We start from the raw sequence: 17,139 nt of genomic DNA on the forward strand, positions 1-17,139 counted from the left end.
ATATGAAAATTAATATCACCGGTGTTAGTGGAAGTAGGGTTGCCTACTATGCAGCTAAGGAGATTGTTAAGAAGAAAAAGACAATGATTATCGTTTCCAGAGCGGATGTCGCTAAAAGGCTCAGGGACGATATTTCTTTTTTTGTACAGGATAGGGAAATCTTTGTATTACCCGAAGAGGATGAACTTCAGATAGTTTATGAGGCAAAAGACAACAACTCAACAATACAGAGATTAAGAGCGTTAGACGCATTATGCTCAGATGACGATGCTGTTGTAATCGCCCCAATTTCAGCAGCTTTAAAATCTATTCAGCCTGCAAAAAGATTCATAGATTCAATTATAGATCTCAAAGTTGGCATGAGGATTGATCCGAAAGAATTAAAACAAAACCTGGTAGAAGTTGGATATACTCCATCCTCAATAGTTGAAGCAGAAGGGGAGTTTAGCTCGCGTGGAGGGATAATAGATATATTTTCACCTAACCATACGGATCCAATGAGAGTTGAATTTTTTGATGATGAAATAGATTCGCTTAGATACTTTGACTCGGAATCGCAGATATCACTCGAGAATGCCGATTCTATCCGAATATGTCCTGCGGCTGAGTTTGTGCCTTCTGAACGAGAACGCCTTGATGTGCTTCCCGTGATAATTGATGAATATGATAGGCGCCTTGATGAACTTATCGTTCAAAGCAGTGATAAAAAAATAGCTGATGGCAGAATAGACAGAATCAACGAACTTAAGAGCCGCATTACAGAGATGTTCAAGGAATGCACTAATGTCCAAATATTTTCCAATTATCTTAAGTACTTTAATATAAAGTCCGAAATGCTGTGGGATTATCTAGTATTATCAGACGATTCAAACCTAATGGTATATGATCCAAACAGGATAGAAACTGAAATTCCAGAATGCGAGGAAAAAACTGACCTCAAGAAATTGTTTCAAAGGGACCTTATTGTATTTACACCATTTCCAGAACCAATAAAGGAAATAGATGAATTTAACAGAGTCATCAATGTAACTAGTAGGCAAATTGCTAGCTTCAATGGACAGATGGAGCTTTTTGGGAGAGAGATGAAAAGGCTTTCCAAAGAAGGCTATGAAGTTCACATAGTTTCTGCTGATCATGAGAGACATGAACGCATTCGTGAGTATTTAGAGGATGCAAAGATTTTCGGCCATTTTAGGTATGATATAGGACTGCTTGGATCTGGGATGATGCTCGAAGACGATAAGCTTTGCTACATAACAGATGCAGATATTTTTCCTAATATAAGAAAAAGTTCAAAACGAAAGCTACGCCGCAAGACTAAGAAGCAAGACTTTTTAGATCTTCACGCTGGCGACTATGTTGTTCACGAAGAACATGGAATAGGCCGCTTTGAAGGAATTAAGACGTTGGAAGCCGATGGAGAAATAAAGGACTATTTAAAAATCCACTATTCAGGCACGGATGTTCTATATATTCCTACTGAGCAAATGGACATCATACAGCGTTATATAGGAAGTGAAGGGAAAGCTCCAAAGCTATCCAGACTGTCGGGTGGGGATTGGCGCAACACTAAAGCTAGAGCACGTAAGGCAATTGAGGAAATTGCTGAGGATCTTGTTAAATTATATGCTGAGCGTGAACTCCGTGGAGGCTACGCATTTCAGCACGATACTATATGGCAGCATGAATTTGAGGAGAGATTTCCGTATCAAGAAACTGATGATCAGCTGCAAGCTACAGAAGAGATAAAAGCAGATATGGAAAAACCGCTACCTATGGATAGACTTCTGTGCGGAGATGTCGGTTACGGTAAGACAGAAGTGGCTGCTAGAGCAATTTTTAAATGTGTCTCGGAAGGAAAGCAAGCGGTATTTCTTGCTCCTACAACACTTTTGACCAATCAGCATTTCAATACACTAAAAGAACGTTTTGAAGATTATCCGTTTAATATAGAAATGATGTCTAGGTTCGTAAATGAATCACACCAAAAGAAGGTGATTGAAGGATTATGTAAAGGTACTGTAGATTTAGTTATTGGAACTCATAGACTGCTGTTGGAAGATATATCCTATAAAGATTTAGGATTACTAGTTATAGATGAAGAACAGCGCTTTGGTGTAAAACACAAGGAAAAGCTCAAAATGGCAAGGCAAACAGTTGATGTTTTGACACTTTCCGCAACTCCGATTCCAAGAACTTTGAACATGTCGTTAACAGGTATTAAAAATATAAGTACAATTGAGGAACCTCCTCAAGATAGGTATCCAGTACAGACATTTGTATCTGCTGAAGACGATGAGCTTATGAGAAACGTAATTAGGCGTGAACTTGATAGAGGTGGACAGGTATATGTCATATATAACCGCGTAAATGGAATTAATGATGTTGCAAAACGTATAAATTCATTAGTACCGAATGCGACAGTTGCGGTTGGACATGGGCGTATGAACGAAACAACACTAGAAAATGTCATGCTAGATTTCGTAGAAGGTGAAGTAGATATATTTGTGGCAACAACGATTATTGAAAATGGAATTGATATTCCAAACGCTAATACCATAATTATATTAAACGCAGATAAACTCGGGCTTTCGCAGCTATATCAACTTAAAGGTAGGGTAGGAAGATCAAATAGACTTGCCTATGCGTACTTACTATATAAACCAGAAAGAGCTTTGACAGAAGTCGCTACAAAAAGACTTGCGGCAATAAGAGAGTTTACCGAGTTTGGCGCAGGCTTTAAACTTGCGATGCGTGATCTAGAGCTCAGAGGAGCGGGAAATATCTTGGGAGAAGCTCAACATGGTAATATAGCTGGAATTGGTTATGAACTATACGTTAAGGAAATTGATAAGGCTGTTAGAAGGTTAAAAGGAGAAAAAATAACCGAAGGCCGAGAAGAAATCGCTATAGAAGTCGATATCCCAGCGCGCATCCCTGCTGAATACATAAAGGATGAAACACTTAAACTACAGGCGTACAAGAAGATTGCTCAGATTGCAAATCATGAAGAGGCTGAAGAGCTTGTAGCAGAACTGATTGATCGATATGGTGATTTACCTGACGTAACAGTGGACCTTATTAGGATTGCCGAGATTAAATGCCTTGCAGCCGAGCTTGGTGTAAAATCCATATCCGAGCGTGGCGGACATTATGTTATTGAATTTAGTGAAGAAAACAATGCGGACGCATTCACCTTGATTGTAGCTAAGCAAAAGTATGGGGAACAGCTGATTATAAGTAGTGGGAGTAATCCATACCTTAGCTTACAGAAAGGACGAGAAAAGCCAGCTGTAAGAATCTTAGAGTTGATGATGACAATGGCAGAGGCTAGACTTAAAGGACTTTCTAAGGCCGAGTAGAGTATAGATTCAACCAATCTTAAGCATGGACTTATTTGCGTGTTATGGTATAATCGGCGTTAGTTCTGAAATAAACTGTTTGTTATAGGAGATATAAATGAGTAAAATTCAACACTCTGAACATGGTGCTAAATTCGTAAAAGGTGCGGCAATCCTGTCGATTACAGGAATAATTGCCAAAGTTTTTGGTGCTTTCTTCAGAATCCCACTTAATAACTGGATTGGTGCTGCAGGTATGTCATACTACGGTGTAGCATATCCTATTTATTCGTTCTTTCTTATTATAGCAACTGCAGGGCTACCGGTTGCTATTTCCAAGATGGTGTCAGAAAGAGTGGCAATTGGCGATTATATAAATGCACATAGGGTATACAGGGTATCTCTTCACATCATGTTTGCTATAGGTGTTTTTGGATTTATTGTTTGTTACTTCGGAGCAGATATGATAGCTGCACACAGTAAAAATCCTGGTGGTGCAGCGTCTTTGAGAGCTATAGCACCAGCATTATTGACCGCCCCCATTGTTGCGTCGTTCAGAGGCTATTCTCAAGGACAGCAACACATGATGCCAACGGGAGCATCGGAAGTTATTGAGCAATTGATGAGAGTGTTTGCGGGGCTAGGATTAGCTTATATGTTTCTTAGTTCAAGCAGAGACCTTACAAAAGCAGCAGCAGGTGCTACATTTGGAGCTTCTGCTGGTTCAATAGCTGCGCTCATATTGCTGCTTATCGTCTATATTGTTGGCAGTAAAGAACGTAAGCTTCATTTCCAGAGGTCAATTCATAAGGATGAATCTACAAAATCAATCTTCAGTAAATTACTTAAGATTGCTGTTCCTATTACTATCGGCTCAGCTATCTTACCATTCATGATGATTGTAGATTTATGGCTAGTAATGAGAAGGCTGCAAGCTACAGGCTGGACTCATCATCAATCAAAGCAGTTATATGGATTAATAAGTGGGTTTTGTGATCCGCTCATAGGATTCCCACAAGTATTCACTATTGCTGTGGCAGTAAGCCTTGTTCCGGCTATTTCGTCAGCATTTGTAAGAGATGATATGGTGGGGCTTCATAAAAACATACAAACTGGAATCAAAACAAGCATGATTATCAGTTTTCCTTGCATGATTGGGCTGATTGCTCTGGCTAAACCTATTCTTTTCTTACTTTATCCAGAGCAGCCAGAGGATTCAGCGCTTGCAGTGCCTACGCTACAAGTTCTATCTTTGGGGATAGTTTGCTTGTCGATACTTCGTACATTCTCTAGTGTTTTACAAGGAATAGGAAAACCAGCTATTCCAGTTATTAACCTATCAATCGGTGTCGCATGTAAATTCATCATCACATATATACTAGTGGGTATTCCGGAGTTTAACATTAATGGAGCAGCAGCAGGAAATGTTGCAGCGTATGGGATAACAGCTATACTTAATTATCGTGCTATGCATAAACTAACTGGTACAAATATTAATATATTAGGAACATTTGTTAAGCCTGCCATTGCGGCGATTGTTATGGGGGTTATAGCTCACGGATCGTATATGCTAATTTATAGAGCTTTAGGAAGTAACTCTCTTGCAACACTAGCTGCGATGATAATAGCAATATTTGTATACATTGCTGCAGTATTCGCCACAAAGTGCTTAGGGCCAGATGAAATTCTAATGATGCCTAAAGGGTATAAGATTTTGAGGATAACGAACAAATTTCACTTGACGGATAAGAATAATTAGCGGTTATTTTTATATTTTGTAGGCTTTTTATAAACTTTAAGTAAGATAAACACAATCAATTCGTTGACTTTTCAATGCTTCAACAGTATAATACGTGTAGTTAAGTTACCATAAGGAGGAAAATTATGAATAAGGCTGAATTAGTAAGCAAGGTTGCTGATAAGACTGGTTTTAAGAAGAAGGATGCAGAAGCAGCTTTGGACGCTGTACTAGGAAGTATTGAAGAGTCTCTAGTTGCTGGAGACAGTGTTAGACTTATCGGTTTCGGTACATTTGAGACAAGATCTAGAAAGGCTAGAAAGGGTAGAAACCCGCAGAAGCCAGAGGCAGTTATTGATATCCCAGCTTCAAAGGCACCTGTTTTCAAGGCAGGTAAGTCGCTTAAGGATGCAGTAAATAAGTAATTGAATGATGCTTCGGGAGATGGGTGCAATGTACCCATCTTTTTCTTTTGTTAAATTTCCTTTGGAAATGTATGGAGCGAAATGGTTCCGTGTTCCAACTTCCGACTTCACCAGAGCAATATTCTTAAAGTGTTTAGGAGCAGTTTTGTACCACAGATAGGACGATGAGTGAATCAATACTAATTATATATGATGTGATAACTTTGTATTTATCATATTCAGTATAGTAGGTATTGCTTATGGTATACAGATTAAATTGAGAGGGTAGAAATGGCTAGGATAGTATTGCTAGGTTTACTTGTGCTTTTGGCCTTTTTATATATTGGTATATGGTTTGGGGCATACAAGTACTTGAAGAATAAAAAAGTTGAGGGAATATCGTTACTTGATAGTGCAGTTAATGAATCGATAGATACGAGCAAGATTCCCTTGAATGAGCTCATAGTTTATATTCTTATGATTGCTATAGCCGTTAGTGGAGCAATCAAGCTTATAAATGGAGCAGGTTCTGGGTTTTCAATCATGGCTAGATGGATTATTGGACCTCCTGCACTTGCATTGTTTAATGCTCGAAAAAGGACGGGAAGATCGCTGTTGGTTCTTGCGGCAACAGCGCTACTCTCAGTATTTCTTATGATAGCGTTTTCTGTAATTGGTATGCCGAGCAAGGCGCCAGTTATAACCATTGATGGCACAGATATTAAGATGGCTCAGACGAAGGCTTCAGAACTAGTAGACAATGGTTTCGATATATATGTGCGAGTGAGTGACGAAACCGGGAATAAGGTTGATTATGCAAACATCTCAGATTCACCTAGATATAAAAAGTTCTCATCTAGCAGCAATATCTCTATCCCTGCTGGATACAAACGAGCTGAAGAGGGGATACTTTATTCTAAATATTTAATAGTTAAAAATAATACTGTAGTCGGTAGTATACATTTCTTTGGCGACATGAAAAAAAGCACCTTGCTAAAGGATTGCAAAGTTATTGCCATAATGATGGATGAGGATTGTATTAAAAATGCTAGAAAAGGCGGTAACAATATTAAGTTAAATGGGTTGGACCTGCTTTCTATTTTAAATGAACAGGAGTTTAAGGATACTTTCGGAAGTCACTTATGGTCAGTGCCTAACTATCCTGCTGATGAGACGAGCCTCTATTATGGTATACAGTGGATCCCAAGGAGTGATCATTTGTTCTGGAATGAATATTATTCATACGTAAGATTTGATAGGAGTAATATGATGACAGATTTCCAAATTGTTGCAGAGATTGCTCGTAATTACGATGATAATTAGTAGGAGAGACGTCTCAGTTTGAGCTTAGATATAGAATATAAGGTATAATAAAGTAAGAAAGTTAAAGTGAAGGTAATATGAGGTTAGATAAATTTCTTAAGAATTCAAGAATAATAAAAAGACGCACAGTTGCAAAGGAAGCCTGTCAGCAGGGAAGGGTGGAAGTAAACGGCAAAATTGCAAAGCCTGGAGTTGAGCTTAAAGAAGGGGATATTATTAAAATTACATTTGGAACAAGTATACTAGAAGTGCGAGTTGAAAAGCTTTTAGATAACGTTAAGAAAAGTAATGCAGAGTCAATATATACTGTCGTTTAGAGAATTATTTAAAACCAATCATATAAATTGTTTGACAAATGCATATTGTTAGATAGGATATCAACTGATACATAGCTGTAATCATTTAGGTCTTTTAACAAACTATTTAGTGATAAATTAATTTCAGAAAGATAAAATCAGTTTCGAAAAAAACCGTGACAGTAGTAAAAACTGAATAAAAATAACAAGAAAAAAATGACCAAAAAACTGATATCAATCAAAAATAGCATAAGTAGTGGTCGCGTTCTGCGAAAACTCAATATGTTGATTTTGAGGTCGAAAAAAGTCGATTTACTTTTAGTGTTTATAAGGTTAATATTAAGCCACCAGTTACCCCTGGTTGTAAATGTGTGTTATTTCATAATGATAGAAGGAGCAGATTATGTATAAAGAGAACACAGACACTATATCAATTATCACTGGGTCGACATGTGCACAAGTTGCTATTGATGACATTGAATTTATAGATAGGGAAGGAAAGTCTCTTCTAATATATACGTCGTCATACATCTATAAAACCTTTGCAAAAATTGATGACATCGCGTATCCGCTGATAGGAAGATCGTTCTTTAGACCGCTTGTTGGCCTGATTATTAACTTTGATAAAGTTAGAAGAATTGACAAATACGAAATTGAATTTGAGTCTGGAAGGAAGATAGGTATAGGAAGAAACAACCATTCTAAAATTAGAAAGGCATATAAGAAGTATCTATTCAGATATCCGCCATATGTAACTGTGGACTGGGAGAGCAAGCCACATGCTACAATTAACTCGCTTTGGGAAGATGAAGTAAAGTACAAAGGGAAGGATCATTAAGTGAGTTAAATTCATTGTAGGTCTGCACTACTTGAGTGTGAGTTAAGAAGGAAAGAATTAATGATGATAAACAACTATAATATAGTATCAATGCATTCATAAAACATATTTATGAATGACAAAACAAGAATCGTAAAAAATGATTAATAAGATCAGTATTCACCTATATATTTAAAGAAAAAAATATAAAACTAGGTTGAATGGAGAGAATAATAAAGTTAAAAAGTACTATATACAAGTTGAAAGAATAATGATGAGAAAAAAGATTCACTAACCAGGGGTTGACAGGCAATAGTGCAGACTCTATAATGAAAAAACTTGTTATCTAGATAGATGACGAGAGAGCGAGCCAGGGCGTGGCAAGCAAGAAATCTTAAAAAAGATGGAAAAAGTGCTTGACGAGTCCAAAATGGTGCGCTATAATGATTAAGCTGTCGCGAGAGAGCGGGCAACAAAAATCGCTCAAACGCAGTCAGCAGAACCATGACAACTTCATAGTGTAGAAACTGGTCAAGAGATCGACACGGTGAAAACCGGAGATTAGATCTCAAGATCGTATAAGAGACAAACGATGTACAATATGTCGTATGTCCCTGTACAATTCAAACACAAACAACAATGATTCGGAAATAACGAGTCGAGACGCGATAAGCGTCATCCATTAACAGGATTTGGACGAATCGAAAGATTCTTCAGATAACATTTATTAAGAGTTTGATCCTGGCTCAGGATGAACGCTGGCGGCGTGCCTAATACATGCAAGTCGAGCGAGATGTTAGCGCATGAACCTTCGGGGGATTATGCTAACGGAAAGCGGCGGACGGGTGAGTAACGCGTAGGCAACCTGCCCCTGACAGAGGGATAGCCATTGGAAACGATGATTAAAACCTCATGACACCGATGAAGCACATGCTTCATCGGTCAAAGATTTATCGGTCAGGGATGGGCCTGCGTCTGATTAACTAGTTGGTGAGGTAACGGCTCACCAAGGTGACGATCAGTAGCCGACCTGAGAGGGTGATCGGCCACATTGGAACTGAGACACGGTCCAAACTTCTACGGAAGGCAGCAGTAGGGAATCTTGCACAATGGGCGAAAGCCTGATGCAGCAACGCCGCGTGAAGGATGAAGGCCTTCGGGTTGTAAACTTCTGTTCTAAGGGAAGAAACAAATGACGGTACCTTAGGAGCAAGCCCCGGCTAACTACGTGCCAGCAGCCGCGGTAATACGTAGGGGGCAAGCGTTATCCGGAATTATTGGGCGTAAAGAGTGCGTAGGTGGTTACCTAAGCGCAAGGTTTAATTTAGAGGCTCAACCTCTACTTGCCTTGCGAACTGGGCTACTTGAGTGCAGGAGGGGAAAGCGGAATTCCTAGTGTAGCGGTGAAATGCGTAGATATTAGGAGGAACACCAGCGGCGAAGGCGGCTTTCTGGACTGTAACTGACACTGAGGCACGAAAGCGTGGGTAGCAAACAGGATTAGATACCCTGGTAGTCCACGCCGTAAACGATGAGCACTAGGTGTTGGGCCCGTTAGGGCTCAGTGCCGCAGTTAACGCAATAAGTGCTCCGCCTGGGGAGTACGCTCGCAAGAGTAAAACTCAAAGGAATTGACGGGGACCCGCACAAGCAGCGGAGCATGTGGTTTAATTCGAAGCAACGCGAAGAACCTTACCAGGGCTTGACATCCTGCTGACAGGACCTTAACCGGTCCCTTCTTCGGACAGCAGAGACAGGTGGTGCATGGTTGTCGTCAGCTCGTGTCGTGAGATGTTGGGTTAAGTCCCGCAACGAGCGCAACCCTTGTCGCTAGTTACTAACATTCAGTTGAGGACTCTAGCGAGACTGCCGAGGTCAACTCGGAGGAAGGTGGGGATGACGTCAAATCATCATGCCCCTTATGTTCTGGGCTACACACGTGCTACAATGGTCGGTACAATGGGATGCAATACTGTGAAGTGGAGCAAATCACCAAAACCGATCCCAGTTCGGATTGTAGGCTGCAACTCGCCTACATGAAGTTGGAGTTGCTAGTAATCGCAGATCAGAATGCTGCGGTGAATGCGTTCCCGGGTCTTGTACACACCGCCCGTCACACCATGGAAGTTGGGGGTGCCCAAAGTCGGTTAATTAATCTATCGCCTAAGGCAAAACCAATGACTGGGGTGAAGTCGTAACAAGGTAGCCGTTCGAGAACGAGCGGCTGGATCACCTCCTTTCTAAGGAGACCTAGTCTCTACACTATGATAGTTTATGGGCTTGTAGCTCAGGTGGTTAGAGCGCACGCCTGATAAGCGTGAGGTCGGAGGTTCGAGTCCTCCCAAGCCCACCATTACATATATCTTATATATGTGAAGTAGTACCTTGAAAATTGAATAACACACCAAGTGTAAATGAAGACAAATAGACAACGAATCGAGATACAAGCCGAATCTTCTAGAAGGAGATTCAAATTGGGTAACGATTTCAAACAGACTATTTGTTGAGAGAAACCAGAATTCACTGAGAGAAAATACAATAGTGAATAAGACCTAGTTAACGCTAACTAGGCAAGAGAACATTTCGAAAGAGATGAATGGTCAAGTACAAAGAGCATCGGGTGGATGCCTTGGCACTGGGAGCCGAAGAAGGACGTGATAAGCTGCGATAAGCTGCGGTAAGGAGCACATATCCGATATACCCGCAGATTTCCGAATGGGGGAACCCACATACGGTAATGCGTATGTATCATTAAGTGAATACATAGCTTAATGAAGGGAACGGGGTGAACTGAAACATCTAAGTAGCCCTAGGAAGAGAAAGAAAAATCGATTTCCTGAGTAGCGGCGAGCGAAAGGGAAAGAGGCCAAACCAGACTGTTTACAGTTTGGGGTTGTGGACCACCGACATTGACGAAGTTATGCGAGCCGAATAGGGTTGGAAAGCTCAAGCAAAGAAGGTAATACTCCTGTAGGCGAAGCAGAAAGCGCATAGGTGGCACCAGAGTAGGACCGGACACGTGTAACCCGGTCTGAAGCAGGAGGGACCACCCTCCAAGCCTAAATACTACCCAGTGACCGATAGCGAATAGTACCGTGAGGGAAAGGTGAAAAGAACCCCGGGAGGGGAGTGAAATAGAATCTGAAACCTGATGCTTACAAGCATAGGGAGCGCAAGTGACCTAGTACTTTTTGTAGAACGGGCCAACGAGTTATGGTATGTAGCGAGGTTAAGTTGCTGGAGCAATGGAGCCGTAGAGAAATCGAGTCTGAATAGGGCGAGAGTTACATGCTGTAGACCCGAAACCGGGTGACCTATCCATGAGCAGGTTGAAGTAACCGTAAAAGGTTATGGAGGACCGAACCTATATCTGTTGAAAAAGGTTAGGATGACTTGTGGATAGCGGTGAAATTCCAATCGAACTCGGATATAGCTGGTTCTCCTCGAAATAGCTTTAGGGCTAGCCTCAAGGTAAAGATACGCGGGGGTAGAGCACTGACTGTTCGCGGGGCCTTCACCGGTTACCAACAACTATCAAACTCCGAATACCGTGATATCATACTTGGGAGTCAGACTATGAGAGATAAGTTCCATGGTCGAAAGGGAAACAGCCCAGATCAACAGCTAAGGTCCCAAAGAGTAAGTTAAGTGGAAAAGGATGTGGGATTGCACAAACAGCTAGGATGTTGGCTTAGAAGCAGCCATACATTTAAAGAGTGCGTAATAGCTCACTAGTCGAGTGATCCTGCGCCGAAGATAAACGGGGCTCAAACTTACCACCGAAGCTTTGGAATTAGTATAACTAATTGGTAGAGGAGCATTCTATATAGGTAGAAGGAGGCGTGAAAGCAAATCTGGACGGTATAGAAGAGAGAATGTTGGCATGAGTAGCGTAAGGCGGGTGAGAATCCCGTCCGCCGAAAATCTAAGGTTTCCTGAGGAAGGTTCGTCCTCTCAGGGTAAGTCGGGACCTAAGCCGAGAGCGAACGCTGTAGGCGATGGACAACAGGTTGATATTCCTGTACCACCAAGGATTGTTTGAATGAAGTGGGGACACAGAAGGATAGATTGAGCACGCCGTTGGTTGAGCGTGTCCAAGCAGTAAGGCTAGAAAGTAGGCAAATCCGCTTTCTATAAGGTTGAGCTGTGATGGGGTGGTCAAATGACCGGTAGCAATCGATTTCACGCTGTCAAGAAAAGCCGCTAATGAGATCCAAGGTGCCCGTACCGCAAACCGACACAGGTAGATGAGGAGAGAATCCTAAGGTGAGCGAGCGAACTATTGTTAAGGAACTCGGCAAAATAACCCCGTAACTTCGGGAGAAGGGGTGCCTGCTTCGGCAGGCCGCAGTGAAGAGGTCCAGGCAACTGTTTACCAAAAACACAGGTCTCTGCTAAAGCGAAAGCTGATGTATAGGGGCTGACGCCTGCCCGGTGCTGGAAGGTTAAGGGGAAGTGTTAGGGCAACCGAAGCACAGAACTTAAGCCCCAGTAAACGGCGGCCGTAACTATAACGGTCCTAAGGTAGCGAAATTCCTTGTCGGGTAAGTTCCGACCCGCACGAAAGGCGTAATGATCTGGACACTGTCTCAACAATAGGCTCGGTGAAATTGTAGTACCGGTAAAGATGCCGGTTACCCGCAGCAGGACGGAAAGACCCCGTGGAGCTTCACTGTAGCTTGATATTGATTTTCGGCATTGCATGTACAGGATAGGTGGGAGACGAAGAATTCAGCACGCCAGTGTTGGAGGAGTCACCGTTGGGATACCACCCTTGTAATGTTGGAAATCTAACCTAGTACCGTGATCCGGTACAGGGACAGTGTCAGGTGGGCAGTTTGACTGGGGCGGTCGCCTCCTAAAGAGTAACGGAGGCGCCCAAAGGTTCCCTCAGCGCGGACGGAAATCGCGCGAAGAGTGCAAAGGCAAAAGGGAGCTTGACTGCGAGACATACAGGTCGAGCAGGGACGAAAGTCGGGCTTAGTGATCCGGTGGTTCCGAGTGGAAGGGCCATCGCTCAACGGATAAAAGCTACCCCGGGGATAACAGGCTTATACCCCCCAAGAGTTCACATCGACGGGGGTGTTTGGCACCTCGATGTCGGCTCGTCTCATCCTGGGGCTGAAGTAGGTCCCAAGGGTTGGGCTGTTCGCCCATTAAAGAGGTACGCGAGCTGGGTTCAGAACGTCGTGAGACAGTTCGGTCCCTATCCGCTGTGGGCGTTGGAAATTTGAGAGGAGCTATCCTTAGTACGAGAGGACCGGGATGGACATACCTCTGGTGTACCGGTTGTTCTGCCAAGGGCATAGCCGGGTAGCTACGTATGGAAGGGATAAGCGCTGAAAGCATCTAAGTGCGAAGCCCCCCTCAAGATAAGATTTCCTCCGAAAGGTAAGACCCGTGAGAGACTATCACGTTGATAGGTCAGAGGTGTAAGTACGGTAACGTATTGAGCTGACTGATACTAATAGGTCGAACACTTGACCAAATGGTTTTAAGCATGAGGTGGTTATTCAATTTTGAGGGTACATCTCTCAAAAGCGTAGAAGATGATGAAGACACATCTTACTACAAAATATGAGTAGATTGCGAAAGCGATTTACATAATCCGGTGACAATAGCAGAGAGGTTACACCTGTTTCCATCCCGAACACAGAAGTTAAGCTCTTTAGCGCTAAAGATACTTGGTGGGAAGCTGCCTGGGAAATTAGGACGTCGCCGGTTTTTTTAAGGCCCCATGGTCAAGCGGTTAAGACATCGCCCTTTCACGGCGGTAACCCGGGTTCGATTCCCGGTGGGGTCACCACCAATTAAATATGCGCTTGTGGCGGAACTGGCAGACGCACCAGATTTAGGTTCTGGCGGGCGACCGTGGGGGTTCGAGTCCCTCCAAGCGCACCAAAGATAAGACTTATGGTTGTTCCATTGGTCTTATTTTTTTTATTAGCTTATTAATTTTGTATTTAATCACAATCTAAATCATTTCTTTTTTCTTTTTTCTCAAGTCATTACCCTTATAAAAGGTGTGCTGAAGGGGAATTTCTTTCATGCTATCATTTCTTTGTAAGGTAATTAAATACTCCTTACAACTCCAATTTTTTACTATTTCTAGAGGTGATTGATGAGATTTCGAATTTTGTTAAGTGATAAAGAGTATCTTACATCGTTTATAGATTTGACTAGCAAGATTGATAAAAACCTTCTTATTGACTTAGACTTTAATGGTTTACTCTTTGGTGATGAAATTTTAATTACTGATTTTACTCCTAATGCGTTATCTCATCAGTATCCTTCTTTAAATCTTAAGGCTGTTTGTTTTCTTTCATCAATAGAGTGTGAAGAAAATTTATTTACAGGACCATTTAAAATTTTTAAGTTTCAAACTTTTGATGATTTAGTTTCTAAAATCAAGATATGTAGCTTTAGTTATTTGGGTGGCAATAAATTTGAGGTTTCAAGTAATCATAAAATTGCATTCATCTTTGATTTCGATGTTTATTTTTCAGATTTTATCGAACAATTTGCAAAACAAATTGTTTATAAATTTGGATTAAACGTTTTGATTTTTCCGCTTCAGTTTATATCTTCTATAAATTGCCTTAATTTTAGTGGATATAATGACGCATATATTTTTAAGAAATTTATTTACCTAATTAATAAGCATGAGGACATACCAATTGATTCATTCTTTTCTTTAGATAAGCTTGGTTTCTATCATTTTAAGAGTTCACTAGCGTTGAATCCATTATCTACAATGGATGATATATCTTTTGAAATGCTTATCAAGTACATATATGGACATTTCTTTGATGTTATTTGCTTTGATATTGGTCGTTGTCTTAGCGAGCGCAATATTAATTTAATTAAACACATGGATAATGTCATAATACTTAGTCGTAATAGTGAAAACAATCAAGCTTATCCAAGCATTGCTTCTGAGTTAAATCTTAGTAATGTTTCTTATATTAACCCCGATTCTGATGGCAGTTCGCTAGAAATCGCTATTAATGAACTGATTGATGTTACTTTAAATTCATAGCTGTTATGAGTATTTTTATTTATACTTGTAATACATGTTATTTTGTTAGGAATTATTTATGAGAATTGCTTTAAATTATAGTATGAAGAAAGTTGTGAATAAACATTCAAAAGTTATTGAAACAATTATGAATCATTTAAAAGGAATTATTTCTCGTTCTGATAATTTAAATAATGAACAGCTTCGTGAATTAGTTGAAAATGCAGTATTTGAAAGTAATTATATTCCTATAATTGATTACAATGAGATTACTGAAATAATCAATGCTATTTTCTTAAGAGTATCAAGTAAATATAGCATTTTATCTAAATATATTGAGGATCCACATATTAACGAGATTATGGTAAATGGATACAATCGTATTTTTGTTGAGAAGGATAAGCAAATTATTGAAGTGGATAACTCGTTCTATTCAGCTGATGAGTTAGAAGGACTGATAAGGATGTTTGCATCAGATGTTCATCGTGAGATTAATGAAGCAAATCCTATTGTCGATGCACGTTTAGAAAACGGGTATAGAGTAAACGGTGTTTTAAAAAATGTTGCTTTAAATGGACCAATATTAACGATTAGAAAGTTTGCAAACGATGAAATTACACTTGAAGATCTTGTTAAAAACGATACGATGCCTCAAGAATGCTCTGAATTTCTATCTGACCTTGTTGCTGCAAAATATAATGTGTTTATTAGCGGTGGTACATCATCAGGTAAAACTACTTTTTTAAATGCTCTGTCATCCGCAATTAATTCAGATGAACGTGTGATTATCATCGAGGATTCTGCAGAGTTAAAGGTGAGCCAGATTGAAAATATTGTTCATATGGAATGCCGTAATGCTAATTCTGTTGGAAAAGGTAGGGTGAGTATGGAAATGCTGATTAAGACTAGTCTCCGAATGAGACCTGATAGAATTATTGTTGGTGAAGTCAGAGGGCGGGAAGTTATTGACATGATACAGGCTATGTCAACTGGTCATGATGGCAGTATGTCCACAGGACACGGGAACTCCATAAAAGGAATGTTAAATAGACTTGAGACTATGTATCTTATGGATACACAGATCCCCATTTATTCGATTAAAAGCCAAATTGCAAATGCAATAGATATATTTGTTCATTTACGTAGAGACAGTGGCGGGAAAAGACGTCTTATTGAAGTTGCAGAAATGGTCGGTTTTGATGGTGATGATTATAATCTCAATTATATTTATGCAACTAATTCTGATGGGAGACTAGTAGATACTGGTAATAAACTTATGAACTGTGAGAAACTACTACAAAATAGATGTGAGGAAGGTGTGTGTTAGAGTTGAGAAATGGTTTTTTGTTCAGTGAAAAGTCTTCAAAGGCTGTTACCAAGTTTGAAAATATCAGGCCTGATGAATCAAAAAATGATAATTGTGATAAAGATGAATGTTCTGAAGATTCTGAGGTAAGGTATGATAAGTATGTTATGGATAAGGTGGAAAAAAAGCTGATATTTGTATTTACATTCGCTGCTGGGATAGGTTTATCTATACTTTTATATCACAATATACTTTTTAGTATTGTACTTCTATTCTTTTATTTCAAAATTAAAGAAATTTACGTGGAATTTATGGTTAGTAGAAGGGAGCGTGCACTTGCTGAGCAGTTTAAGGACTTTCTGTTTATTTTATCGACATCGATTGGCGCAGGTAGAGGAATGCGTGATGCAATTGGGGAAGCGATACCAGGGGTAGTTGGGATATATGGTGACACTGCTATTTTAAGTAAGGAACTAAAGAATATGCACAAACGCATGAGTATTGGTAATGAAGAAGATGTGACTGTTTTAAATGATTTTGCTAAGCGGTCGGGTTCAGAAGATGTAGTTGATTTTACGATTATTTATTCAACATGTAAGACGACAGGTGCTAGTCTTGTAGATGCACTTAATAAAGCTGCAAGTGTAATCATAGATAAAATGACAATAGATAACGAGATTAGAGCTATGGCAAATAGAAAGAAGAATGAGAGCATTATTCTGTTTGTGATGCCATTTGTTGTAATACTATTCCTAAATATTTTTTCTCCAGAATATATTGCACCGCTGTACGAGAGCTTTTTTGGGCGAATGATCATGACTCTAGTTGTTGTGGCTGATATATTTATATATTCAGTTATGCAGAAAATCACTAATATTGATATATAGGCAGGCGAT

The 17,139-nt window shown here is 40.2% G+C and carries 9 protein-coding genes, 3 tRNA genes and 3 rRNA genes; all 15 read left to right on the forward strand.

The genetic code is table 11. The features are described from left to right. Positions 1–2 precede the first annotated feature (2 nt). A complete protein-coding gene (gene mfd, locus QU661_RS03045; protein WP_304990284.1) occupies positions 3–3,362 on the forward strand; it encodes a transcription-repair coupling factor in 3,360 nt (1,119 codons plus the stop codon). A 97-nt stretch (positions 3,363–3,459) separates the two neighbouring features. Then, the gene (locus QU661_RS03050; protein WP_304990285.1) at positions 3,460–5,100 is read left to right on the forward strand and encodes a putative polysaccharide biosynthesis protein; all 1,641 of its coding nucleotides are present in this window, start codon (positions 3,460–3,462) and stop codon (positions 5,098–5,100) included. 125 nt (positions 5,101–5,225) lie between these two features. Then, positions 5,226–5,504 (forward strand): HU family DNA-binding protein, encoded by a 279-nt coding sequence (locus QU661_RS03055; protein ID WP_304990286.1) that lies wholly within the window; start codon positions 5,226–5,228, stop codon positions 5,502–5,504. A gap of 270 nt (positions 5,505–5,774) precedes the next feature. Further along, entirely contained in the window at positions 5,775–6,806 is a 1,032-nt protein-coding gene (locus QU661_RS03060; RefSeq protein ID WP_304990287.1) for a hypothetical protein, read from the forward strand. A 77-nt stretch (positions 6,807–6,883) separates the two neighbouring features. Beyond that, a complete protein-coding gene (locus QU661_RS03065) occupies positions 6,884–7,123 on the forward strand; it encodes an RNA-binding S4 domain-containing protein (protein ID WP_304990288.1) in 240 nt (79 codons plus the stop codon). A gap of 382 nt (positions 7,124–7,505) precedes the next feature. After that, positions 7,506–7,940, forward strand: coding sequence for a LytTR family DNA-binding domain-containing protein (locus QU661_RS03070; RefSeq protein ID WP_304990289.1), 435 nt, complete (start codon positions 7,506–7,508; stop codon positions 7,938–7,940). 702 nt (positions 7,941–8,642) lie between these two features. Next, positions 8,643–10,159, forward strand: a 16S ribosomal RNA gene (locus QU661_RS03075). Positions 10,160–10,195: 36 nt separating this feature from the next. Further along, positions 10,196–10,272: transfer RNA gene (locus tag QU661_RS03080), tRNA-Ile, on the forward strand. A 244-nt stretch (positions 10,273–10,516) separates the two neighbouring features. Continuing rightward, positions 10,517–13,408 (forward strand): 23S ribosomal RNA (locus tag QU661_RS03085). Between the two features lie 118 nt (positions 13,409–13,526). Then, positions 13,527–13,643 (forward strand): 5S ribosomal RNA (gene rrf, locus QU661_RS03090). Together the 16S, 23S and 5S rRNA genes with 3 tRNA genes alongside form the textbook arrangement of a ribosomal RNA operon. A 7-nt stretch (positions 13,644–13,650) precedes the next feature. Further along, positions 13,651–13,725, forward strand: a tRNA-Glu gene (locus tag QU661_RS03095). A 12-nt stretch (positions 13,726–13,737) separates the two neighbouring features. Then, positions 13,738–13,820: transfer RNA gene (locus tag QU661_RS03100), tRNA-Leu, on the forward strand. Between the two features lie 220 nt (positions 13,821–14,040). After that, positions 14,041–14,958, forward strand: a complete 918-nt coding sequence (locus tag QU661_RS03105; RefSeq protein ID WP_304990290.1) for a hypothetical protein — start codon at positions 14,041–14,043, stop codon at positions 14,956–14,958. Between the two features lie 58 nt (positions 14,959–15,016). After that, a complete protein-coding gene (locus QU661_RS03110; protein ID WP_304990291.1) occupies positions 15,017–16,264 on the forward strand; it encodes a CpaF family protein in 1,248 nt (415 codons plus the stop codon). Beyond that, a complete protein-coding gene (locus tag QU661_RS03115) occupies positions 16,258–17,130 on the forward strand; it encodes a type II secretion system F family protein (RefSeq protein WP_304990292.1) in 873 nt (290 codons plus the stop codon). The genes QU661_RS03110 and QU661_RS03115 overlap by 7 nt, the downstream gene beginning before the upstream one ends. The last annotated feature ends 9 nt before the right edge of the window (positions 17,131–17,139 follow it).

The organism is Mogibacterium neglectum, assembly GCF_030644205.1.
Lineage (GTDB): Bacteria > Bacillota > Clostridia > Peptostreptococcales > Anaerovoracaceae > Mogibacterium > Mogibacterium neglectum.